The sequence below is a fragment of the Frigoribacterium sp. CFBP 8759 genome, assembly GCF_014841655.1.
Classification (GTDB): Bacteria; Actinomycetota; Actinomycetes; order Actinomycetales; family Microbacteriaceae; genus Frigoribacterium.
This window is the reverse complement of sequence record NZ_JACYUH010000001.1, coordinates 861,706-885,043: the sequence shown is the minus strand read 5'-3', so window position 1 is coordinate 885,043 and position 23,338 is coordinate 861,706. Positions and strand designations below refer to the sequence as shown.

Genomic DNA, 23,338 nt, shown 5'->3' with positions numbered 1-23,338 from the left:
GCGGTGCGGCTCAGCGGGACGAGCCGACGCTGCAGGTGGCCTCGGCCGCCGACTGGCCCGTGATGGTCGAGGGCAGCGTGGTCGTCGGCGCGTCCGTCGCGGCCGGGGCGGCCGGCACGGAGGACTCCGACGTCGTGTCGGACGGCGTCGACGTCTCGCTCGGTGCGGCGGGGGGCGTGGTCGCGACCGGGGCCGTTCCGTCCGAGACGGAGCCACGTCCGGCGCTGTCGTCACCGAGGGTGAACTTCTGGTCGGCGTTCAGGGCGGCGTTCAGGGCCGCGGCGTCGGTCGTGGACTGCACCACCCTGTTCGGGTCCCGCGGATCGTCGACGACCGGGTACTGGACGAAGACGATCCCCGCGGGCTGGATGTCCTTGAGCGCGAGGGCCAGGCGCACGAGCGTGTCGGGGGAGTCGAGGGTGGACGACAACGTCATGTTGCTCAGGGCGGCCGAGGCGAGTTTGTAGAGCGTCGTCACGTCGCCGAGGGTGCCGCCCGAGATGATCTTGCGCATCATCGACGACAGGAAGACCTGCTGCGAGCTGATGCGCGCGATGTCGCTCCCGTCGCCGACGCCGTGTCGGGTCCGCAGGAAGGCGAGGGCCTCGGCGCCCTGCAGGGTGTGGGTGCCCGCGGTCAGGTCGATGCCCGAGTCGGTGTCCCGGATCGTCCGCGTGACGCAGACGTCGACCCCACCGATGGCGTTCGACATCTCGATGACGCCGTCGAAGGTGATCTTGCCGGCGTAGGGGATCGCCAGTCCGGTCATGCCCTCGACCGTCTTGACGGTGCACGAGAGGCCACCGCGTCCGAGGGTCGTGTTGAACTGCACGTAGTCCTCGGCCGGGTACACCTGGCCGTCGTCGCCGACGCATTCGGGTACGTCGATCATCAGGTCGCGGGGGAAGCTCACGGCCGTCAGCTGGGTGTGGTCCGCCGAGAGGTGGGCCAGGATCGTCACGTCGTTGCGGATGCCGTCGACCTCGCCGGCGTCGACCTGGCTGCCGTCGTCGCGTTCGTCGCTGCCCACCAGCAGGATGTTGGCGCCGCCCTGGATGGCCGAGATGTCGACCCCGGCGACCTCGTCCTCGTTGCCGAGAGAGACCGTCTGCACGCCCGAGGTCGCGGAGCGGACCGCGATGGCCGCGACGGACACGCCGCTCACGAGCACGACGGCCATCGTCCCGGCGACGAGCCCCAGGAGCATGCGGACGGGGCCGCGGCGGCGGAGTCGGCCGTGACGAGCGACCCCCCGAGGGGAGGAGGGGGTGGTCGAGCGGTCAGGCATGGTGCTCCCGGCAGTCGTGACGCGTACCCGACGAGACGACGGCCGAGGTGGGCGGCAGAGGTCGGCGGGTGCTCCGGCGTGTCGGGTTGACCAGCCGGGTTGCTGAACTATACCGGCATCACCTAGGATCGACCTTTGGTGTTCCGTGTGCGTTTCTGCGCGCCTGGGCATCGCATCCCCGCACGACCAACACCCCTATTCTTAGCGACAGTGAGGCTATGGCCAAAAAAGACGGTGTCATCGAAATCGAAGGCGCAGTGATCGAAGCTCTGCCCAACGCGATGTTCCGCGTTGAGTTGACCAACGGACACAGGGTCCTCGCGCACATCTCCGGCAAGATGCGGCAGCACTACATCCGCATCCTGCCCGAAGACCGTGTGATCGTGGAGCTCAGCCCCTACGACCTGACCCGCGGCCGGATCGTCTACCGCTACAAGTAGGGCGTGCTGGAAAGGAACGGCCCCACGCACCCGTGGGGCACGAAGCCAGCGAGATCAAGGAATCAGCAATGAAGGTCAACCCCAGCGTCAAGCCCATCTGCGAGCACTGCAAGGTCATCCGCCGCAAGGGCAACGTCATGGTCATCTGCAAGAGCAACCCGCGCCACAAGCAGCGTCAGGGCTGACTCGTCCGTCGCTCCGGCGACGTGCCGATGCCGACCCGGCCGAGCCGGGTCACACAGCAACACCCTCCCAGCAGCACCAGAACTCGTCACGGACGCCCGACAGGGTGGACGGAGGCGGGGGACACCCCGGGTCGGAGGCCCGGGCACCGGTGCTGTGACAGACCTCCACCATCTCTGAAAAGAGGCCATCATGGCACGTCTAGCAGGCGTTGACATCCCGCGCGACAAGCGCGTCGAAGTCGCACTGACCTACATCTACGGAGTCGGCCGCACCAGCGCGCTCAAGACTCTCGCCGAGACCGAGATCGACGGCAACATCCGCGTCAAGGACCTCACGGACGACCAGCTCGTCCTGCTCCGCGACTACATCGAGGGCAACTACAAGGTCGAGGGTGACCTCCGCCGCGAGGTGGCCGCCGACATCCGCCGCAAGGTCGAGATCGGTAGCTACGAGGGCATCCGCCACCGCCGCGGCCTCCCCGTCCGCGGCCAGCGCACCAAGACGAACGCTCGTACCCGCAAGGGCCCGAAGCGCACCGTCGCCGGCAAGAAGAAGGCTCGATAGGCCTCGGCTCCCGCCGTACGCCCCTCAAGGTTGTAGGAGAAAAAATTGGCAGCACCGAAGACGGCCGCGCGTAAGCCCCGCCGCAAAGAGAAGAAGAACGTCGCCGTGGGCCAGGCCCACATCAAGAGCACGTTCAACAACACGATCGTCTCGATCACCGACCCCTCGGGCGCCGTCCTGAGCTGGGCCTCGTCCGGCGCCGTCGGCTTCAAGGGCTCGCGCAAGTCGACCCCGTTCGCCGCGCAGCTCGCCGCCGAGTCCGCCGCCCGCCAGGCGCAGGAGCACGGTGTCAAGAAGGTCGACGTCTTCGTCAAGGGCCCGGGTTCGGGTCGCGAGACGGCGATCCGCTCGCTCCAGGCCGCAGGCCTCGAGGTCGGTTCGATCAACGACGTCACCCCCCAGGCGCACAACGGCTGCCGCCCGCCGAAGCGTCGTCGCGTCTAACTGAGTTACCGCCCGCCGTCCCTGACGGGCCCCGTCACCGGGGTCCGTCGGGTACGGCGGGCTCCCCCGCGTCAGCACCGCCTCCCGCGTGTTCGCCCGAGGCGCCCACAACTCAACAGACCCGACGGGCCAGCCACCTGTCGTACCGCCAAGAGTCATATAGCGGACTCTTCGCCGAAAGGATTAAACAGTGCTCATTGCACAGCGCCCCACCCTCACCGAGGAGAACATCTCGGAGTTCCGCTCCCGCTTCGTGATCGAGCCCCTCGAGCCAGGCTTCGGTTACACCCTCGGCAACTCGCTGCGCCGCACGCTTCTCTCGTCGATCCCCGGCGCTGCTGTCACCAGCATCCGCATCGACGGTGTGCTGCACGAGTTCACGACCGTCCCCGGAGTGAAAGAGGACGTCACCGAGGTCATCCTCAACATCAAGCAGCTGGTCGTCGCCAGCGAGCACGACGAGCCCATCACGGCCTACCTGCGCAAGCAGGGTGCGGGTCAGGTCACGGCCGCCGACATCTCGGCTCCGGCCGGCGTCGAGATCCACAACCCCGAGCTCGTCATCGCCACACTGAACGACAAGGCGAAGTTCGAGCTCGAGCTCACGATCGAGCGTGGCCGTGGTTACGTGTCGGCCGTGCAGAACCGCAGCGAGTTCAGCGAAGCCGGTCAGATCCCGATCGACTCGATCTACTCGCCCGTGCTCAAGGTCACCTACCGCGTCGAGGCGACGCGTGCCGGTGAGCGCACCGACTTCGACCGCCTGGTCGTCGACGTCGAGTCGAAGCCGTCGATCTCGCCCCGTGACGCCATCGCCTCGGCCGGTCGCACGCTGACCGAGCTGTTCGGCCTCGCCCGCGAGCTGAACACCGCCGCCGAGGGCATCGAGATCGGCCCCGCGCCGGTCGACGCCGTCCTGTCGAGCGAGCTGCAGACCCCGATCGAGGACCTCGACCTGTCGGTCCGCAGCTACAACTGCCTGAAGCGCGAGGGCATCAACACGGTGTCCGAGCTGGTCGCCCTGTCCGAGACCCAGTTGATGAACATCCGCAACTTCGGTCAGAAGTCGGTCGACGAGGTGAAGGACAAGCTCGTTGAGCTCGGCCTCTCGCTCAAGGACACGGTCCCCGGGTTCGACGGAGCCCACTTCTACAGCGGTTACGACGAAGAAGAGACCACCAACTAGGTCTCTCCGCCCGACGCCCTCCACTCTCGACTCACTTAGGAACAGACAATGCCCAAGCCCACCAAGGGACCCCGCCTCGGAGGCGGCCCGGCGCACGAGCGCCTCATGCTGGCCAACCTGGCCGCCTCGCTCTTCGAGCACAAGACGATCAAGACGACCGAGACCAAGGCCAAGCGCCTCCGTCCCGTCGCCGAGCGTCTCGTGACCTTCGCGAAGCGTGGCGACCTGCACTCGCGTCGTCGCGCCATGCAGACCCTGCGCAACAACAAAGAGGCCGCCCACATCCTCTTCACCGAGATCGCCCCGCTGGTCGAGAACCGTGACGGCGGCTACACCCGCATCACGAAGCTCGGCTTCCGCAAGGGTGACAACGCGTCGATGGTGTCGATCGAGCTCGTCCTCGAGCCCGTGAGCCCCAAGGTCAAGAACTCGAAGACCACCGCCGCGGCGGCTCCGGTCGCCGAGCCCGTCGCCGAGGAGCCCACCGAGGCTCCCGTCGACGAGACCGAGACCGTCGAGGAGTCGGCTCCCGTCGAGACCGAGACCGAGACGGCTGCCGCCGACGAGGTCGAGGNTGACGGGCCCTTCGTCGTGCAGGGAGCAGGAGGGGTCCGCACAAGTGAGGACTGGCCCCCCGGGCGGGGGTCGTTTACCTTGGCGATTGTTCTGCGACACCTGTGGTGCACCTGTGCCGCCTACGGTGACCGGAGCCCGACCCGATCACGAAGGACGTCATGTCGCCACGCCCCCGCCCACTCAAGGCCCTCGCCCTCACGACGGGCATGGCCCTCGCGCTCGGGCTCGCCCCTCTCGCGACCGCCGCGCCTGCCCTCGCCGCGCCCGACGGTTCGTCGGTGGTCATCAACGAGGCCTACCTCAAGGGAGGCAGCGCGAACGCTCCCTTCAACCGCAAGTTCGTCGAGCTGTACAACCCCACGACGGCGTCGGTGTCGCTGGCCGGCTGGTCCCTGCAGTACCGCTCGGCGACGGGCGCCGGGCAGTTCTCCGCCGCCGAACTCGCCGGCGCCATCGCGGCCGGTGGCTACTTCCTCGTGGCGATCCCGGGCAACGGCACCACGGGCGCCGACCTGCCCGCCCCCGACGCGAGTGCCTCGCTCAACCCGAGCGGCACCACGGGAACGGTCCTGTTGTCGAACGGCGCCGTTCCGTTGACGCTCGCACCCGGTTCGGTCCCCGCCGGGACGCCGGGCGTGGTCGACCTGCTCGGCTACGGCGCCTCGAACACCTTCGAGACGACCGTCGCTCCCGTGACGGGAACGAACCCGACGCCCAATTCGTTGGCCCGCACCGCTGGTGTCGACACCGACGTCAACGCGGCCGACTTCTCGACGCAGACCACCGTCACCCCGCAGAACTCCGGCGGCACGGGCACCGAGCCCGGTCCGGAGCCCGAGCCGCAGCCCGAGCCGACCCCCGAGGCCGACGTGACGGTCGCCCAGATCCAGGGTGCGACCGGCACGAGCCCTCTCGTCGGTCGCACGGTGACCACGCGGGGCGTCGTCACGGCCACCTACCCCACGGGCGGCCTCGACGGCTACGTCATCCAGACCCCGGGCACCGGTGGCGCACTCGACCTGGCGACGCACGTCGCGTCGGACGCGCTGTTCGTGTACTCCGCGAGCACCGCCTCCTCGGTCGCCGTCGGCGACTACGTCGAGGTCGACGGGACCGTCACCGAGTTCTTCGGCCTGACGCAGATCACCGTCACCGGTGCGGCGTCGCTCCGGGCGCTCGACGCCTCGACCGTCGCGGCACCCCAGGCGGCGACCGTCGGCCTGCCCGCCACCGACGCCCAGCGCGAGGCGCTCGAGAGCATGCTCGTGCTGCCTCAGGGCAAGTTCACCGTCGCGGACACCTACACGACGAACCAGTACGGCGAGGTCGAGCTCGCCTCGGGTGACCGGCCGCTGATCCAGCCCACCGAGGTCGCCCGACCGGGTTCGCCCGGCTACGCGGCGGTGGTCGCCGACAACGCGGCCCGTGCCGTGACCCTCGACGACGGTGCCACGACGAACTTCTTCACCGCGGCCAACCAGTCGATCCCGCTGCCCTACCTCTCGAACGAGAACCCCGTCACGGTGGGCGCCTCGGTCGCCTTCACGAAGCCGGTCGTGTTCGACTTCCGCAACTCGGCCTGGAAGTACCAGCCGACTGCCCGTCTCACCGGAGACACCGCCTACGGCGACCTGCCGGTCACGTTCGAGGACATCCGCACCGACGCCCCGCGCGAGGTGGGAGGCGACCTGAAGCTCGCCAGCTTCAACGTGCTCAACTACTTCACGACGACGGGCGACCAGCTGCGCGGCTGCACGTTCTACACGGACCGCGCGGGTGCGCCGGTGACGGTGAACAGCGGCTGCGACGCTCGTGGTGCCGCGAACGCCGAGAACCTCGCCCGCCAGCAGGTGAAGATCGTCACGGCGATCACCGCCCTGGGCGCCGACGTCGTGTCGCTCGAGGAGATCGAGAACTCGGCCCGCTTCGGCGAGGACCGCGACTCCGCACTCGCGACCCTGGTCGGGGCGCTCAACGCCGCGGCCGGCAGCGAGGTCTGGGACTACGCGCGCTCACCGGAGGCGCTGCCCGCCAACGAGGACGTCATCCGTCTGGCCTTCATCTACAAGAAGGCCGTCGCCGAGCCCGTCGGAGGGTCGACGATCCTGACCGGATCGGCCGCGTTCAGCAACGCCCGGCAGCCGCTCGCGCAGGCCTTCCGGCCCGTCGGCGGTGACGCCGGCTCGACCTTCGTCGCGATCGCGAACCACTTCAAGTCGAAGGGCAGCGGTTCGGGCCCGGACGCCGACCAGGGTGACGGTCAGGGCGGTTCGAACGGCTCGCGCGTCAACCAGGCGAACGCCCTGGTCGCCTTCGCCGCCGAGCGTGAGGCCGCTGCGGGGACCGACAAGGTGTTCCTGCTCGGCGACTTCAACGCCTACAGCCAGGAGGACCCGATCGAGGTGCTCCGCCAGGCCGGCTACGTCGACCTCGGCTCGACCGGGACCGACGAGTACAGCTACGTCTTCAGCGGTCTCAGCGGGTCCCTCGACCACGTGCTCGCCTCGCCCGCCGCGGCCGAGGCCGTCACGGGCGTGGACATCTGGAACATCAACTCGGGTGAGGGCATCGGCCTCGAGTACAGCCGCTTCAACTACAACGCCGAGCAGCTGTACCAGCCCGACCAGTTCCGCTCGAGCGACCACGACCCGGTCGTCGTCGGGGTGTCGCTGCTCGCCGCTCCCGTCGACCCCGCCCCGCCGGTGACCGACCCGGGCGCGACGCCCGGAGCCGGAGCCGGTCCGACCGTGCCGGGTGCCGGTCCCGGGGCGGTCACCCCGGGCACGACCGCACCGACCGCGGACGGCTCGCTCGCCTTCACGGGCTCCGCGCCCCTGGCCGGGTGGCTGGCGCTCGCCCTGGTGCTGATGGCGATGGGCGGCACGGTACTCGTGGTCCGGCACCGCGCCTCCCGCATGGGCTAGGCGGAGGCGCCCGACGGCGGTCGTGACCCGGGTGACCGGGTCGCGGCCGCCGTCGTCGTCCGCCCACCCGGCAGGCCGAGGAGGCGCGGTGTCGGCCCCGTAGGATCGTCGGGTGACGATCGACGCCCCGGCCCTGACGCGCCTCCGCCTCGGGGTGGCGTACGACGGCACCGGCTTCTCGGGCTGGAGCGAACAACCCGGCCGTCGCACGGTGCAGGGCGAGATCGAGGCCGCTCTGCAGACGCTCTTCCGTCGGCTGGGGGACGTGCCGACCGTGACCGTGGCGGGTCGCACCGACGCCGGCGTGCACGCGCGCGGGCAGGTGGTGCACCTCGACCTCACCGACGCCCAGATCGCCCAGCTGCAGAAGCCGCACCGCGGCATGCGCGACCAGTCCCCGCTCGACGCCCCGACCGTGCTGGCCCGGCGGTTGAACGGGCTCGCGGGCGCGTCCGACGAGATCGTGATCTCGGGTGCGCGAGTCGCGCCTCCGGGTTTCCACGCCCGCTTCGGCGCCCTCTGGCGCCGGTACGAGTACCGCATCGCCGACCGGGGGGCCGAACGCGACCCCACGAGACGCAGCCACACCCTCTGGTACGACCAACGCCTCGACCTCGAGCTCATGAACGCGACGGCGTCCGGCCTGCTCGGCCTGCACGACTGGGCCGCGTACTGCCGACACCGCGACTACGCGACCACCATCCGCGAGCTGCAGGAGTTCTCGTGGAGGCGCGAGGCCGACGGCGTGCTCGTCGCCTCGGTGCAGGCCGACGCGTTCTGCCACAACCTCGTGCGCAACCTCGTGGGCGCCTGCGTGGCCGTCGGCGAGGGAGCGATGGAGGCGCATCGTGCGGTGGGCGTGCGGCGCGAGGCCCAGCGCAACGGCGAGTTCCGGGTCGTGCCCGCGCACGGTCTCACGATGGTCGAGGTCGGCTACCCGCCCGACGCCGAGATGGCCGCCCGGGTGGCCCTGACGCAGGTGAAGCGGTCGCACGATCAGCTGGGGGAGTGACTCCCCGGGGCGAGGCGGGCGATGGTTGACCGTCCGGCCCGTGTCGGGTAACGTGAACCCTTGGTGTCTGCGCAACTGCGCGCTTTCGCCCGAAGTTGAGCCCTCCACCTGACTCGTTCTCATCGCCTCTGCGGTGACAACGGCAACGGAGCGGGATTCACGAACCTCTCACCTCGACCAGAAAGCAGCACTACTGTGACGCGCACTTTCTCCCCCAAGCCGGCTGACGTTCAGCCGAACTGGCTGATCATCGACGCCAACGACGTCGTGCTCGGCCGCCTTGCGAGCCACGTGGCAGCCCTGCTGCGCGGCAAGCACAAGCCGACCTTCGCCCCCCACATGGACATGGGCGACTTCGTCATCGTCATCAACGCCGACAAGGTGGCCCTCACCGGCTCCAAGCTGGCCGAGAAGCTCTACTACCGTCACTCGGGTTACCCGGGCGGCATCACGGCCACCACGTACTCCGAGATGGTCGAGAAGCACCCCACCCGTGCGGTCGAGAAGGCCATCCGTGGCATGCTGCCGAAGAACTCGCTGGGCCGTGCCCAGATCAAGAAGCTGAAGGTGTACGCGGGTGCCGAGCACCCCCACGCTGCTCAGCAGCCCACGGTTTACACCCTCGACCAGGTCGCCCAGTAGCGTCCGCCTTCAGACTTAAGGACCCCCACACAGTGGCTCAGATCGCAGATTCCATCGACCAGGCTCCCGAGAGCTTCACCACCGAGAGCTCGGCCCCCGAGGCCGCCGCGACGCCCCGCCCCGTGCTGAGCGTCGGCGGTTCCGCCGTCGGTCGCCGCAAGGAGGCCATCGCTCGTGCGCGCCTCACGCCCGGCTCCGGCACGATCGTCGTGAACGGTCGCACCCTCGAGGACTACTTCCCCAACAAGCTGCACCAGCAGCTGATCAACGACCCGTTCAAGGTCCTCGACCTGCTCGGCTCGTACGACGTTGCCGTCAAGGTCACCGGTGGTGGCCCCTCGGGCCAGGCCGGTGCCCTCCGTCTCGCCATCGCCCGTGCGCTGAACGAGATCGACCGCGAGAACAACCGCGCCACGCTCAAGAAGGCCGGCTTCCTCACCCGTGACGCCCGCGTCATCGAGCGCAAGAAGGCCGGTCTCAAGAAGGCCCGCAAGGCCTCGCAGTTCTCGAAGCGCTAACCAGCACCACACAAGGCAGGTCTCGCGATGTCGCGTTTGTTCGGTACCGACGGTGTCAGAGGCCTCGCCAACCGTGAGCTGACCGCCGCGCTCGCCCTGGGGCTCTCCCAGGCGAGCGCGGTGGTGCTCACGAAGGGGCATCACGCCGATGCCCGTCGCGCCGAGGGGCGGCGCCCCGTCGCCGTCGTCGCGCGCGACCCCCGCATCTCCGGTGAGTTCCTCACCGCGGCCGTCTGTGCCGGGCTCGCCAGCTCGGGTGTCGACGTGCTCGACGCCGGAGTCATCCCGACCCCCGCCGCGGCCTTCCTGGTCGACGACATCGGCGCCGACTTCGGCGTGATGATCAGCGCATCGCACAACGCCGCGCCCGACAACGGCATCAAGTTCTTCGCCTTCGGCGGAACCAAGCTCCCCGACGAGGTCGAAGACCGCATCGAGGCCGCCATGTCCGATCCGCAGCTGATGCCGATCGGTGGCGACGTGGGCCGCATCCGTCGGTTCGCGGACGCCGAGGACCGCTACGTGCTGCACCTGCTCGGCGCCCTGCCCAACCGACTCGACGGCATCCACGTCGTCCTCGACTGTGCCCACGGGGCCGCCTCGGCCGTCTCGCCCGAGGTGTTCACCGACGCCGGCGCGACGGTCACCCTGATCGGCGCCGATCCCGACGGCGTGAACATCAACGACGGCGTGGGGTCGACCCACCTCGACAACCTCGCGAAGGCCGTCCTCGAGCACGGGGCCGACGTCGGCATCGCGCACGACGGCGACGCCGACCGCTGCCTGGCCGTCGACGCCACCGGCGCCGTGGTCGACGGCGACCAGATCATGGCCATCATCGCCCTGGCGCAGAAAGAACGTGGCGCCCTCGTCGACGACACGCTCGTCGCGACGGTGATGAGCAACCTCGGCCTCATCCGCGCCATGGCCGAGCACGGCATCACGGTCCGCCAGACCAAGGTCGGCGACCGCTACGTGCTCGAGGACATGAACGAGCACGGCTTCACCCTCGGCGGCGAGCAGTCCGGCCACATCGTCTTCGCCGACTACGCCACCACCGGCGACGGCATCCTCACCGGTCTCTCGCTCGTGGCCCGCATGGCCGCGACCGGCAAGAGCCTGGCCGAGCTCGCCTCGGTCATGACGGTCTTCCCGCAGATCATGATCAACGTGCGGGACGTCGACCGCTCGCGAGCCGCGTCCGACGAGGGCGTGGCCGAGGCCGTCCGCCGGTTCGAGGCCGAGCTCGGCGACACCGGCCGCGTGCTGCTCCGCCCCTCGGGCACCGAGCCCGTGGTGCGCGTGATGGTCGAGGCCGCCGACCAACCGACCGCCGACCGCGTCGCCCACTCGCTGGCCGACGTCGTGCGCGAGCGACTCGCCCTCTGACCCGGGCGGCGGACGGGGCGCGACGTCCCGGTGACGTCACCCGCGCCTCCTGACCGGACGCGGTGCGCGACCGGACGCGGTGCGCGACCGGACGCGGCGCCCGACCGGACGCGGTGCGCGACCGGCTGCGGCGCCTGACCGGACGCGGCGCCTGAGCCGGCCCGGCGTCGCCGCGGCTCAGATCTTGCGCAGCAGGACCGAACTGACCTTGTGGTCGGCCGCCTTCCGCAGGACGAGCGTCGCCCGCGACCGGGTCGGCAGCACGTTCTCGATCAGGTTGGGCTCGTTGACCGACTTCCAGATGCCCGAGGCGAACGACCGCGCCTCGGGTTCGCTCATGTCGGCGAAGCGGTGGAAGAACGAGCGCTCCTGGGTGAACGCGCCCTTCTGCAGCGCGAGGAACCGTTCGACGAACCAGTTCTCGATGTCGCCGGTGCGGGCGTCGACGTAGACCGTGAAGTCGAACAGGTCGCTCAGGGCGAGCCGGCCGGCGACGGCGGGCTGCAGCACGTTCAAACCCTCGACGATCAGGATGTCGGGCCGCCGCACGACGACCTCGGCGCTCGGCATGATGTCGTAGCTGGTGTGCGAGTAGAACGGCGCACGCACCTCTTCGGCGCCGCTCTTGACCTGCGAGACGAACCGCAGCAGGTGGCGGCGGTCGTACGACTCGGGGAACCCCTTGCGGCTCATGATGCCGCGGCGTTCGAGTTCGGCGTTCGGGTAGAGGAACCCGTCGGTGGTCACCAACTCGACGCGGGGGGTGTCGTCCCAGCGGCTGAGCAGCTCCCGCAGGAGGCGCGCGACGGTCGACTTGCCGACGGCCACCGACCCGGCGACGCCGATCACGAAGGGCGTGCGCTGGGCCCGTTCGCCGAGGAAGTCGCTCGTGGCCCGGTGCAGGTTGCGGGCGCCGGCGGCGTAGAGGTTGAGGAGGCGGCTGAGCGGGACGTAGACGTCCTGCACCTCGCGCATGTCGAGGCGGTCGCCGAGGCCGCGCAGCTGGACGATCTCGGTCTCGGTCAGCGGCAGGCGCGTCGTCGGGGCCAGGTCGGCCCAGGCGTCGCGCCCGATCTCGACGAAGGGGCTCGCGTGCACGGCGGAGGGCGCGGTCGTCGGGTTGGCTTCGGCCATGCGCACGAGGCTACCGGTCCGGGGTCGACGCGAGTCGGCACGGCCCGCCGGGCTCTCGGACGGGAACCTCTAGGATCGACCCCATGTGTGGAATCGTGGGATACGTCGGAACGGGTGACAAGAGCATCGAGGTGCTGCTGGGCGGCCTCAAGCGACTCGAGTACCGCGGGTACGACTCGGCGGGAGTCGCCGTGATCGACGCCGCGGGCGACCTCGGCACCCGCAAGAAGGCCGGCAAGCTGCAGATGCTCGTCGACGACCTCGAGGCGACGCCGCTCACCGACGGCACGACCGGCATCGGCCACACCCGGTGGGCGACCCACGGTGGCCCGACCGACGCGAACGCGCACCCCCACCTCGCGGACGACGGCAAGCTCGCCCTCATCCACAACGGCATCATCGAGAACTTCTCCGAGCTCAAGGCCGAGCTGCTCGCCGAGGGCGTCGAGTTCCTCAGCGAGACCGACTCCGAGGTCGCCGCGCACCTGGTGGCCCGGGCCTACCGTTCCTCCGGCGACCTGACCGAGGCCCTGCGCACGGTCGTCAACACCCTCGACGGCGCGTTCACGCTGCTCGTCGTGCACGCCGACCAGCCGGGCGTCGTCGTCGGCGCCCGCCGCAACTCGCCCCTCGTCATCGGCCTGGGCGACGGCGAGAACTTCCTCGGCAGCGACGTCGCGGCCTTCGTCGCCCACACCCGTCGGGCCATGTCGATCGGGCAGGACCAGCTCGTGACGATCCGTCCCGACTCGGTCGAGGTCGTCGACTTCTCCGGGGCGCCCGTCGAGACGACCGAATTCGAGGTCGACTGGGACGCCTCGGCCGCCGAGAAGGGCGGCTGGTCCAGCTTCATGGCGAAAGAGATCAGCGAGGAGCCCGAGGCCGTCGCCAAGACGCTGCTCGGCCGCATCACCGCCGAGGGCGCCGTGACCCTGACCGAGCTCGACGGCGTGCGCGAGCGCCTCCTGACCGTCGACCGCGTCATCGTCATCGCCTGTGGCACCGCCGCCTACGCCGGCATCCTCGGCAAGTACGCCATCGAGCAGTGGGCCCGCATCCCCGTCGAGGTCGAGCTGGCGCACGAGTTCCGCTACCGCGACCCGGTCCTCGACGAGAAGACCCTCGTGGTGTCGATCAGCCAGTCGGGCGAGACGATGGACACCCTGATGGCCGTCAAGTACGCCCGAGAGCAGGGCGCCCAGGTGCTGTCGATCTGCAACACGCAGGGCTCGACGATCCCGCGCGAGTCCGACGCCGTGCTCTACACGCACGCGGGCCCCGAGGTCGCCGTCGCGTCGACCAAGGCGTTCGTCGCCCAGGGCACCGCGCTCTTCCTGCTGGGCCTGCACCTGGCGACCCTGCGCGGCACGCTCAGTGCCGAGGCCATCGCCGAGCAGGTCACCGACCTGCACGAGATCCCCGGCAAGATCGAGCAGGTGCTCGAGTCGTCCGAGCGCATCAAGACCCTCGCCGGCTGGATGGCCGACACCCGGTCGGTGCTGTTCCTCGGGCGTCACGTGGGCTACCCCATCGCCCTCGAGGGTGCGCTCAAGCTGAAAGAACTCGCCTACATCCACGCCGAGGGCTTCGCCGCCGGCGAGCTCAAGCACGGCCCGATCGCCCTGATCGAGCCCGGTCAGATCGTCTTCGTCGTCGTCCCCAGCCCGCGCGACCCGCGGTCGTTGCACCCCAAGGTCGTCTCGAACATCCAAGAGATCCGCGCGCGCGGCGCCCGCGTCATCGCGATCGCCGAAGAGGGCGACGCCGCGGTGCTGCCCTTCGCCGACGAGGTGCTGCACATCCCGCTGGCGGCCCCGCTCTTCGAGCCCCTGCTGTCGGTCGTGCCGCTGCACATCTTCGGCATGGAGCTCGCCGCCGCCAAGGGCCTCGACGTCGACCAGCCGCGCAACCTGGCCAAGTCGGTCACCGTCGAGTAGCGGGTCGTGCAGCCGGGGCAGGGCGTCAGGCGGGTGAGGACGTGATCGTGGGCATCGGCGTCGACGTCGTCGACCTCGGACGCTTCGACCGCTCGATCGAGCGCACGCCGGCGCTCGCCACGCGTCTGTTCCGAGCCGACGAGCTCGTCCTCCGGGACGGCAGCCCCCGCGGGCGCCCGTCGCTCGCGGCCCGCTTCGCCGCCAAGGAGGCGCTGATCAAGTCCCTGGGCGGCTCCACCGGGGTGCGCTGGCACGACGTCGTGGTCGTCTCCGACGACCAGGGAGCCCCGTCGCTCGTGCTCAGCGGGGGAGCGCGGTCGCTCGCCGACTCGCGAGGCGTCTCGCGCCTCCATCTGTCGCTCAGCCACGACGGCGGGGTGGCGGTCGCGTACGTCGTCGCCGAGGGCGACGGCCGGGCCCCCGTCGACCACGACGCACACCACGAAGGGGCGGGCCGATGACCCACGACGTCACCATCACCGTCGACACGGCCGCGCTGCGCCACAACGTCGAGGTCCTCCGGGCCGCGGTCGCGCCGTCGGCCGTCATGGCCGTGGTCAAGGCCAACGCCTACGGCCATGGTGCAGTCGAGTGCGCCCGGGCCTTCGTCGCGGCCGGCGTCGACTGGCTCGGGGTGGCCGACCTGACCGAGGCCGTGGCCCTGCGTCGAGCCGGTGTCGAGGCGCCGGTGCTCGCGTGGCTGCACGCTCCCGACGAGGACTTCGTCGAGGCCGCGGCGCTCGGCATCACCCCCGCGGTGTCCAGCGTCGACCAGCTCGAGGCGGCCGTGGCGGCCGGCGTCCGCGCGGTCCACCTGGCGATCGACACGGGTCTGAGCCGCAACGGGGCCGTCGAGTCCGAGTGGCCCGAGCTGTTCGACCGCGCGGCCGGCCATGACGCCGTCGTGCCGGTCGAGGGCCTCATGACCCACGTGTCGAACGCGTCGTCCGAGGACGACGGCCTGCAGACGGCCCGCTTCGCCCGGGCGTCCGCGATGCTCGACGAGCGGGGGGTGCGGCCGCCCCTGCTGCACGTGGCCGCCTCGGCGGCGGCGCTCGACTACGTGGGGACACGAGCCACGATGGTGCGCTTCGGCCTCGCGAGCTACGGGCTGAGCCCGTACGCCGACCGCACGTCCGCCGAGCTCGGCCTGCGCCCGGCCATGACCGTCACGGCGCCGGTGACCACCGTCAAGCGCATCCCGGCGGGCGAGGGCGTGTCGTACGGCTACCTCTTCCGTCCCGAGCGCGACACGTCGATCGCCATCGTGCCGGTCGGGTACGCGGACGGCATCGACCGGGCCGCGAGCGAGCGCGCCTCCGTCACGATCGGTCGGCGCACCTACCGCGTCCGGGGGCGCATCGCCATGAACGCCCTCGTGATCGACGTGGGCGACGACCCCGTCGAGATCGGCGACGAGGTCGTGCTCTTCGGCGACCCGGCGTTGGGTCGGCAGTCCGCCGCCGACTGGGCCGAGGCGATGGGCGGCATCACCTACGAGGTCGTCGCCTGCCTGGCCGCCGGCCTCACCCGGAGGTACACCGCATGAGCGCCGCGACGTCCCTGCGACGGGCCACGGTCGACCTGGCCGCGTACCGGGCGAACCTCGAGTCGTTGATCGCCCGTCTCGACCCGGTCGAGATCCTGGCGATCGTCAAGGCCGACGCCTACTCCCACGGCGCCCCCGTGCTCGTGCCCGAGGCCGTGGCGGCGGGCATCCGCTGGTTCGGCACGGTCGAACTCGCGCCGGCCCTCGAGATGCGACGGCTGGGCATCGGGGGCGACGCCTCGTTCTTCGCCTGGCAGCTCAGTCCGTCCGACGACCTCGAGGCGGCCGTCGACCTGAGCGTCGACCTGGGGGTGTCGACCTTCGACCAGCTCGACGCCGTCGCGGCGGTCGCGCGGGCCCGCGGCGGTGTCGCCCTCGTCCACCTGACGATCGACACGGGCCTGCACCGCGAGGGGTGCCTGCCCTCGGACTGGCCAGCCTTCGTCGCCCGTGCCGTCGAGTTGAGCGACGAGGGGGTGGTCCGCCTGCGCGGCATCTTCTCGCACGTCAGCGAGACGAGCGAGGCCGACGACCAGGCCGCGGCCCGCGTGTTCGAGCAGGCCGTGGCCGAGGCCGAGGCGCTCGGGGCCACCGTCGAGAAGCGGCACATGTCGTCGAGCTCGGCCGCACTCGAACACCCCGAACGACGCTTCGACATGGTGCGCATGGGGTCGAACGGCCTGGGCATCCCCGTGACCGAGGGCGTCACCGCCGCCGACCGGGGACTGCGGCAGGTGCTCACGCTGAGCGCGTCCGTGGTCAAGGTCAAGCGCGTCGCCGCGGGCACCGGCGTCTCGTACGACTACACGTTCCGTGCTCCGTCCGACACGACGCTCGCGCTCGTGCCCCTGGGGTACGCCGACGGCGTCAGCCGGCGGGCGCAGGGCACCGTGCACGTCATCGTGAACGGCGCGCCCCGCCCGATCGTGGGCCGGGTCGCGATGGACCAGTTCCTGGTCGACATGGGCGACGACCCCGTGGCGGTCGGTGACGAGGTCGTGTTGTTCGGGCCGGGCGACCAGGGCGAGATGACCATCGGCGAGTGGGCCGACGCCACCGACACGATCCCCGAAGAGGTCGCCTGCCGCGTCGGAGCCCGGGTGCCCCGCGTCTACGTCGGCGGACGGCCGTGACCGTCCAGGGCGACCCCGTCGAGCTGACCGTCGCCGACGCCGAGGCCATGGAGGCGCTGGGGCGTCGGATGGCCGGGTCGCTGCGGGCGGGTGACCTGCTGGTGCTGACCGGACCGCTCGGCGCCGGCAAGACGACCTTCACGCGCGGCCTCGGCGAGGGGCTCCAGGTGCGCGGCCAGGTGGCGAGCCCGACGTTCGTCCTGGCGCGCACGCACCCGACCGCGTCGGGCACGCCCCTGGTGCACGTGGACGCGTACCGGCTGTCGGGCGAGGCCGAGCTCGACGACCTGGACCTCGACTTCGAGGGCTCGATCGTCGTGGTCGAGTGGGGAGCCGGGCTGCTGGACGGCGTCGCCGAGTCGTGGCTCGACATCGTCGTCGAGCGTCCGACCGGGGCGGCCGAGGCGCCGGTCGTCGACGCGTCGGACGACGGGTCGGCGGGGCACGGGCCGGACGACGAGCAGGAGGCGCCCGCTCCCGAGGTGCTGGACGAGCCGAGACGCGTGACGATCACGCCGCACGGCACCCGCTGGGCCGACACGGCCCTGCTCGCCGACTGACCGTCGCGGGCACGGGCACCCCCTCCGGGGGTCGTGAGGACCTCTCTGCTCCGGGTATGCTCGCCAGGTTCCACCACCTCAACCCGGGAGTGTCCGTTGGATCCTCAGCACTACTGGCGCGCTCTCCTGAAGAGTTGGCCCCTCGTCGTCGTCCTCGCCCTCGTCGGCGGAGGCGCGGGTTACGCGTACGCCCAGACGCAGCCCGACTCGTTCCGGGCCACGAGCAGCGTGTTCGTCTCGGCGACCGAGGGCTCCGACCCCAACGAGCTGTTGCAGGGGTCGTCGTACACGCAGAACCTCGTGCAGAGCTACACGCGTCTCGCCACGTCGTCGGTCGTGCTCGAACCCGTCATCCAGCAGATGGGCCTCGACGTGACCCCGACGCAGCTGGCACGTCAGATCACCGCCGAGAACCCTCTGAACACCGTCATCATCGACGTCGCCGTGGTGGACGGCGACGCGCAACGGGCGGCCGACGTCGCGAACGCGGTCACCATCTCGTTGAGCCGGCAGGCCCGGGCGCTGTCGCCCGAGAACACCGCCGGCAACTCGACGCTGAGCGTCGCGCCGATCGCCGAGGCCACGCCCCCGACGTCGCCCATCAGCCCGAACCGCCGACTGATCGCCCTGAGCGGTCTCGCCGTCGGAACCGTCCTCGGCATCGCCCTGGCGCTGCTGCGATCGGTGGTCGACACCAGGCTCCGCACCGCCCGCGACGTCGAGGACCTGCACCTCGTGCCGTTGCTCGGCAGCGTCACGCGCCGCAACCGTGGTGTGCTGGCTCTCTCCGACGAACCCCAGGGCGCGGCGGCGGACGACTTCCGTCGCATCCGGGCCCAGCTGCAGTTCGCGGACGTCGACCGGGCCACCCGGACCATCGCCGTCTCGTCGGTCGCGGCCGACGAGCGCGAGGGTCGGGCTGCGGTCGCCCTCGACCTCGCGCTGGCCTTCGCCGAGCGGGGCCTCGAGGTGCTCGTGGTGGACGCCGACCTGCGCGGCAGCGGTCTCGCCGAGCTCGCCGCCGTCTCGGACGAGGTCGGCCTGACCGACGTCGTCGTCGGCCGACTCGAGTTCGCCGCCGCCGTGACGTCGTGGCGCGACGGCGTCGACATCCTCACGGCCGGCGACGTGCCGCCGAACCCGAGCCCGCTGCTGAGCTCGCGATCGATGGCCCTGCTGCTCGAGACCGCCGGGGAGCGCTACGACGTCGTCGTGGTCGACGCCCCCGCGGTGCTCACGTCGTCCGACACGCTCGAGATCGGTCGCCTGACCGACGGCGTCGTCATCGTCGCCACGGCGGGCCGGTCGACCCGGCCGCGGCTCGTGTCGGCCGTCCGCGCGCTGACGAACGTCAAGGTGCGCGTCATCGGCGTCGTGTTCGACGGGGTGGCCCCGGGCCGTCAGCGGGCGTCGCACGACCTGCCGCCGTCGGTGCTCGTGCCCGTCTCGACGTCGTCCGACGAGCAGACCTATCCCTTCGGCTCCGCCACGACGGCCGACGCGACCGCCACGACGACCGCCGCGACGGCCGCCACGACCGACGCGGCGGCCCCGGGCAGGTCCCGCCGCACCGCGGGCCGCCAGGGCGACGCCACGTCGTGAGCCCCACCCGCCCGGCCCGCCCGTCCCGGGGGCGCACGCCGCGCCTCCCGGCGGTCCGCCTCTACGAGTCCGTGCGCACGGCCCACCTCGAGCGGGCGCACGAGCTGGCGCCCGCCAGCATCGTCTACCGCGTCACCCGCTACGACTTCGACGACTCGCTCGCCGCGGGGCTCGACCTCGTGCAGGCCGGTCCGCTCGCCTCGGCCTGGCTGATCGCGCGGTCACGGGTCGAGACGCTCGAGGTGAACGAGCCGCTCATGACGTCGAGCCTGCCGACCACGGCGCTGGTGCTGGCCGCCCTCGCGGTGCGACGCCGGCTGACCGGCCGCCGCACGGTCGTCGTCAGCTACCTGATCGGCAACGCCGACCCCTTCGACGCGGCCACTGCTCCGCGCCTGCGGACGCGACTGCGTCGACGAGGCGAACGCGTGCTGGCACGCGCGGTCTGGCGCCGTCTCGACCGGGTGGTCTTCGGGACGGACGCCGCGCGCGAGACGTACGCGCGCCTCCTGGGGGCCGCCTCGCCCCGCGTCACCACGACCACCGTGCCGGCCCTGCCGACCCGGCACGCGGACGCCCGCGGTGGCGGCGTCCGCCCGCCCGCGGTGGCCTTCGTCGGCTCGTTCGTCGAGCGCAAGGGGCTGCGCGTCCTGGCGGCGGCCTGGCCGCTCGTCGTCGCCGCCCGCCCCGAGGCGACGCTGACCCTGCTCGGCAAGGGCGCCCTCGAGCAGGAGGCGCGGGCCCTGTCGGTCGCGCAGCCCTCGGTCGCCGTCGAGGTCGACCCGCCCCGTCCCCGCATCCACTCCGTGCTCGAGGAGGCGCGCGTGCTCGTGCTCTGGTCGCAGCCCAGCCCGACCTGGCGCGAACAGGTGGGGTTGCCGATCGTCGAGGGTCTGTCGCACGGCTGCACGGTCGTCACGACCACCGAGACGGGGCTCGCCGACTGGCTCGACGCCCACGGTCACGTGGTCGCGTCCGACCCCCGCGCACCACAGGTGCTGGCCGACGCGATCGTCGAGGCGCTCGACGCCGGACGCGCCGCCGACGACGTGCTGGCCGACCTGCCCGACCGGGACGGACGCCTCTCCGCGGACGACCGACTGTTCAGGAGCGCCTCGTGAGCCGGTCGACGACGGGCTCGGCCGGTCGTCCCCGTCGGGGCGGCGCGATGGCCGCCGTGGGCTCGACCGCGGCGACGAAGGTCATCGTGATGGGCCTGTCGGGCGTACTCGGCATCATCACGAGCCGCATGATCATCCAGAACTTCGGCACCGACGCCTACGCGCAGTACGGGCTGCTCTCGACCTTCCCGACCCTGTTGCCGTTCGCCGACCTCGGCATCGCGGCCATCGTCATCAACGCGGTGGCCGGGTCGTCGTCGGTCCGCACCGACGACTTCGTCAAGCGCTCGATCGTCACCGCCTTCCGCGTGCTGCTGGTGTCGGGCGGCATCATGGTCGCGGTCGCCCTGCTCATCACCCTCGCGGGCTGGTGGCCCGTGCTGCTCGGCGAGGGGTTGCTGCCCGACGGCGGCTCGCTCGCGGCGGGACTCTGCCTCGCGGTGTTCGGCCTCGTGATCCCGCTCACGGTCGGGCAGCGCATCCTCGTGGGGCTGAAGAAGACCAGCACGCAGGTCGCCAGCCAGGCCGTCGTGGCACCGTTCATGCTGCTCGCCATCGGTTCGGCCGTCATGTTCAGCGTGCCGGTCGGCAGCTACCTCGCGGTCATCTCGTACGTGGCCAACAGCCTCGTCTCGGTGATCTGCCTGATCGTGGCGGCGCGCGCGCTGTCGCCCCAGATCGGGTCGGCCGTCAAGCTCGTGCCCCGCATCCGCAGCTACCGCGGCGTGCCCGCGCTGGGCCTGGCCTGGCCGATGCTCGTGCAGATGATCGCCCTGCCGGTCGCGATGCAGACCGGCCGCCTGCTCCTCAGCCACCTGGCCGGGCCGGACGAACTCGCGCAGTACAACCTCGCCTCGCAGCTCTTCGGCATCGTGCTGCAGACCGTCGCGGCCGCGGGCATCGCCCTCTGGCCGGTCTACGCCGCGGCCCGCTCGGCCGGGCGGGTGGAGTCGCCGACCGTGCCGACGCTGTGGTTCCTGCTGGGGGGACTCGTGCTGGGTACGGCGCTCGCCGTGCTGAGCCCGTTCCTGGCGCGCTTCGTCTCGGGCGGGTCGATCACGCTCGACGGCTGGATGCTCGTCGGCTTCGTCGTGTTCGTCGGCCTGCAGGCGGCGAAGTACCCGGTCGGCATGTACATGACCGACAAGACCGGGCTGGTCTTCCAGGTGCTGCCGATCGTGCTGATGGTGCCGCTCAACCTGGGGCTGTCGTGGTGGTTCATCGGGCAGGTCGGGGCCGCCGGACCCGTGCTGGGGTCGGCGATCTCGGTGGCGCTCTGCCAGCTCGTGCCGAACCTCTGGTACGTGTCGCGCGACCTCGGTCGCCGTCGGGCCGAGGCGGCAGCGGGCGGAGCGGCCGGCGACGATGCCGACGACGACGGCACCGTGGGCCTCGACGTCGACGAGCAGCGTGGCGACGAGACGGCGACCGACCAGGCCATCGTCGAGCGGGCGGCGGCCGAACAGGCCTCCGACGCACGGCCCGGCGACGGGCGTGGCGACGGACCCGAGGAGGCGCGGTGATCGAGGTCCTGTTCGCGAGCGAACGCGACGTCCCCGGTTGGGCGGCCGACCACGCGGCGGGCCTCCGCCCCGGCCTCTGGCCGTACGGCCTCGAGGCGCTGCGCGACGCGGACCCGGAGGCGCGCATCGCGTCGGTCCCGGAACCCGGCCGCCTGCAGGTGCTGCGCGACCGGGTGGTGCCGCGCCGCGCCTCCTCGTCCGGGGTGCCGTCCGACGACGTCGGGGTGACCTGGGACGAGAACGTCGCGCGTCGGATGCTGCTGGCACGGCCGCACGAGCGCATGTACACGGGCGTGATCTGGGTGACGGACCGGGTCGAGCGCGGGCAGGACGTCGGGCGCATGCGTGACGTGCTGCGACGCATGAGCGGGCTCTGGGTGATCAGCCGCGGGCAGGTCGAGCCGTTGCGACGGTTCGTCGGCGAGGACGGCCCGCCGGTCGGGTTCTTCACCTTCGGGGTCGACGAGGACTTCTTCGCGGCGCGCCCGTGGCCCACGCGACCGATGGTGCTGAGCATCGGAGGCGACCGCGACCGCGACCCGGCGACCCTGTTCGCGACGCTCGAGCAGGTCCACGCCGAGCGACCGGACGTCGAGCTGGTCGTGCAGACGACGAGCGACGCGGCCCCGCCCGAGGGCGTCACCGTGGTGCCGCACGTCTCGCACCGCGAGCTGGCCGAGCTGTACGCCCGTGCCTCGCTCGTCGCCGTGGCGACGCGCGACAACCTGCACGCGTCCGGCATGACGGTCAGCCTCGAGGCGATGGCCACGGGTCGGCCCGTCGTGATGACGGACACGCCGGGCATCGAGGACTACGTGGTGCACGAACGCACCGGGCTGCTCGCGCCGGTGGGGGACTCGGCGGCCCTCGCCGGGCACGTGCTGCGGCTGCTCGGCGACGAGGCCGAGGCACGCGCGTTCGGCGCGGCGGGACGGACCCTCGTCGAGGAGCGGCTGACGACGCGGCACCTCGCGGCGTCGCTGGCGGAGTTCGTCGGCGCCTCGGCATGAGCTCGGGGGCGCCGAGGGGCATGGCCCGGTTGTGGCCGTTCAAGCGCAGGGACGCGAAGGTGCCGGGTGTCGGTGGCGGAACCGTCCGGACCGAGGCGAGCGAGGCCGTCGAGGGTGCCACGCACGTGAAGGTCCGCGTCCTGCTCGACCAAGAGGACGGGTGGCCGGACACGGAGTCCGAGGGGCTGTGGGCGCTGCCGCTGATCTCCGGTGACTACCGCCTCGAGAACACGCCGTTCTTCGCCTTCGGGATGTCGAACGGCGACGAGGTCGCGGTCTCGTCGGATGCTGACGGCGTGCTCTGGGTGAGCGGAGTCGTCTGGCGCAGGGGACGCATGACGGTCCGCATCATCACGAGTGACCGAGACGACTCGCTCGAGGGCATCCTCGCGGAGTTCGCGCCCCTGGGCGTGACGGGCGAGGGCTTTCCGCAGTTCCGGTTGCTGTCCTTCGACCTCGGCCCGGAGTCGGACGTCCCCGCCGCGAAGAGGCTGCTGGCGCACGGTGCGGCGTCCGGGCGCTGGGAGTACGAGGAAGCCGACGTGTCGGACGCGTGGCTGGCCCTCTGAGGTAGTCAGCGGGCGGCCGACGGTCGCAGGC

22 protein-coding genes and 1 pseudogene are annotated in these 23,338 nt (G+C 71.4%); 21 read left to right on the top strand and 2 right to left on the bottom strand.

Translation table 11 applies throughout. The annotated features are described in order from the left end of the window. Positions 1 to 10: 10 nt before the first annotated feature. Complete coding sequence (locus tag IFT79_RS04085) at positions 11 to 1,288, bottom strand: LCP family protein (RefSeq protein WP_192122968.1); 1,278 nt, start codon at positions 1,286 to 1,288, stop codon at positions 11 to 13. Between the two features lie 218 nt (positions 1,289 to 1,506). Between IFT79_RS04085 and infA the strand changes: the two genes are divergently transcribed. From infA to glmM, 11 genes and pseudogenes are all read left to right on the top strand, one after another. Beyond that, positions 1,507 to 1,728 (top strand): translation initiation factor IF-1, encoded by a 222-nt coding sequence (infA, locus tag IFT79_RS04080; RefSeq protein WP_043593329.1) that lies wholly within the window; start codon positions 1,507 to 1,509, stop codon positions 1,726 to 1,728. Positions 1,729 to 1,796: 68 nt separating this feature from the next. Then, entirely contained in the window at positions 1,797 to 1,913 is a 117-nt protein-coding gene (gene rpmJ / locus IFT79_RS04075) for a 50S ribosomal protein L36 (RefSeq protein ID WP_043593327.1), read from the top strand. A gap of 190 nt (positions 1,914 to 2,103) precedes the next feature. Next, positions 2,104 to 2,478, top strand: coding sequence for a 30S ribosomal protein S13 (rpsM, locus tag IFT79_RS04070; RefSeq protein WP_043593325.1), 375 nt, complete (start codon positions 2,104 to 2,106; stop codon positions 2,476 to 2,478). A gap of 45 nt (positions 2,479 to 2,523) precedes the next feature. Continuing rightward, the gene (gene rpsK / locus IFT79_RS04065; protein ID WP_043593323.1) at positions 2,524 to 2,922 is read left to right on the top strand and encodes a 30S ribosomal protein S11; all 399 of its coding nucleotides are present in this window, start codon (positions 2,524 to 2,526) and stop codon (positions 2,920 to 2,922) included. A 190-nt stretch (positions 2,923 to 3,112) separates the two neighbouring features. Continuing rightward, positions 3,113 to 4,108 carry a DNA-directed RNA polymerase subunit alpha gene (locus IFT79_RS04060; protein WP_043593322.1) on the top strand — a complete coding sequence of 332 codons (996 nt, stop codon included), beginning with the start codon at positions 3,113 to 3,115 and terminating at the stop codon, positions 4,106 to 4,108. 48 nt (positions 4,109 to 4,156) lie between these two features. Continuing rightward, a pseudogene (rplQ, locus tag IFT79_RS04055) lies at positions 4,157 to 4,682 on the top strand (50S ribosomal protein L17); the annotation flags it as partial. Positions 4,683 to 4,842: 160 nt separating this feature from the next. Next, positions 4,843 to 7,608, top strand: a complete 2,766-nt coding sequence (locus IFT79_RS04050) for an ExeM/NucH family extracellular endonuclease (protein ID WP_249407726.1) — start codon at positions 4,843 to 4,845, stop codon at positions 7,606 to 7,608. Between the two features lie 112 nt (positions 7,609 to 7,720). Then, complete coding sequence (locus tag IFT79_RS04045) at positions 7,721 to 8,620, top strand: tRNA pseudouridine synthase A (protein WP_236557048.1); 900 nt, start codon at positions 7,721 to 7,723, stop codon at positions 8,618 to 8,620. Positions 8,621 to 8,815: 195 nt separating this feature from the next. After that, positions 8,816 to 9,262 (top strand): 50S ribosomal protein L13, encoded by a 447-nt coding sequence (gene rplM, locus IFT79_RS04040; RefSeq protein WP_043593314.1) that lies wholly within the window; start codon positions 8,816 to 8,818, stop codon positions 9,260 to 9,262. A gap of 32 nt (positions 9,263 to 9,294) precedes the next feature. Continuing rightward, the gene (rpsI, locus tag IFT79_RS04035) at positions 9,295 to 9,780 is read left to right on the top strand and encodes a 30S ribosomal protein S9 (protein ID WP_082059799.1); all 486 of its coding nucleotides are present in this window, start codon (positions 9,295 to 9,297) and stop codon (positions 9,778 to 9,780) included. Positions 9,781 to 9,807: 27 nt separating this feature from the next. Next, the gene (glmM, locus tag IFT79_RS04030) at positions 9,808 to 11,169 is read left to right on the top strand and encodes a phosphoglucosamine mutase (protein WP_192122966.1); all 1,362 of its coding nucleotides are present in this window, start codon (positions 9,808 to 9,810) and stop codon (positions 11,167 to 11,169) included. Positions 11,170 to 11,346: 177 nt separating this feature from the next. On the opposite strand, the gene coaA is transcribed toward glmM, so the two are convergent. Continuing rightward, the gene (gene coaA, locus IFT79_RS04025) at positions 11,347 to 12,303 is read right to left on the bottom strand and encodes a type I pantothenate kinase (RefSeq protein ID WP_123571284.1); all 957 of its coding nucleotides are present in this window, start codon (positions 12,301 to 12,303) and stop codon (positions 11,347 to 11,349) included. Positions 12,304 to 12,386: 83 nt separating this feature from the next. On the opposite strand from coaA, the gene glmS reads away from it, so the two are divergent. From glmS to IFT79_RS03975, 10 genes are all read left to right on the top strand, one after another. Then, the gene (gene glmS / locus IFT79_RS04020) at positions 12,387 to 14,240 is read left to right on the top strand and encodes a glutamine--fructose-6-phosphate transaminase (isomerizing) (protein ID WP_192122965.1); all 1,854 of its coding nucleotides are present in this window, start codon (positions 12,387 to 12,389) and stop codon (positions 14,238 to 14,240) included. 41 nt (positions 14,241 to 14,281) lie between these two features. Then, a complete protein-coding gene (locus IFT79_RS04015; protein ID WP_173153434.1) occupies positions 14,282 to 14,701 on the top strand; it encodes a holo-ACP synthase in 420 nt (139 codons plus the stop codon). Beyond that, on the top strand, positions 14,698 to 15,789 hold the full coding sequence (gene alr, locus IFT79_RS04010; RefSeq protein WP_192122964.1) for an alanine racemase: 1,092 nt from the start codon (positions 14,698 to 14,700) through the stop codon (positions 15,787 to 15,789). Before IFT79_RS04015 ends, alr (IFT79_RS04010) begins: the two co-directional genes overlap by 4 nt. Then, positions 15,786 to 16,922, top strand: a complete 1,137-nt coding sequence (gene alr / locus IFT79_RS04005; RefSeq protein WP_192122963.1) for an alanine racemase — start codon at positions 15,786 to 15,788, stop codon at positions 16,920 to 16,922. Before alr (IFT79_RS04010) ends, alr (IFT79_RS04005) begins: the two co-directional genes overlap by 4 nt. A gap of 47 nt (positions 16,923 to 16,969) precedes the next feature. Then, positions 16,970 to 17,482 (top strand): tRNA (adenosine(37)-N6)-threonylcarbamoyltransferase complex ATPase subunit type 1 TsaE, encoded by a 513-nt coding sequence (gene tsaE / locus IFT79_RS04000; protein ID WP_159828764.1) that lies wholly within the window; start codon positions 16,970 to 16,972, stop codon positions 17,480 to 17,482. 96 nt (positions 17,483 to 17,578) lie between these two features. Then, positions 17,579 to 19,084 (top strand): polysaccharide biosynthesis tyrosine autokinase, encoded by a 1,506-nt coding sequence (locus IFT79_RS03995; RefSeq protein ID WP_158612905.1) that lies wholly within the window; start codon positions 17,579 to 17,581, stop codon positions 19,082 to 19,084. After that, positions 19,081 to 20,205, top strand: a complete 1,125-nt coding sequence (locus tag IFT79_RS03990; protein ID WP_235452272.1) for a glycosyltransferase family 4 protein — start codon at positions 19,081 to 19,083, stop codon at positions 20,203 to 20,205. Before IFT79_RS03995 ends, IFT79_RS03990 begins: the two co-directional genes overlap by 4 nt. Further along, a complete protein-coding gene (locus tag IFT79_RS03985; protein WP_199859385.1) occupies positions 20,202 to 21,728 on the top strand; it encodes a polysaccharide biosynthesis protein in 1,527 nt (508 codons plus the stop codon). Before IFT79_RS03990 ends, IFT79_RS03985 begins: the two co-directional genes overlap by 4 nt. Continuing rightward, a complete protein-coding gene (locus IFT79_RS16825) occupies positions 21,725 to 22,738 on the top strand; it encodes a glycosyltransferase family 4 protein (RefSeq protein ID WP_192122962.1) in 1,014 nt (337 codons plus the stop codon). The genes IFT79_RS03985 and IFT79_RS16825 overlap by 4 nt, the downstream gene beginning before the upstream one ends. A gap of 20 nt (positions 22,739 to 22,758) precedes the next feature. Continuing rightward, on the top strand, positions 22,759 to 23,307 hold the full coding sequence (locus IFT79_RS03975; protein ID WP_192122961.1) for a DUF4265 domain-containing protein: 549 nt from the start codon (positions 22,759 to 22,761) through the stop codon (positions 23,305 to 23,307). Positions 23,308 to 23,338: the final 31 nt, after the last annotated feature.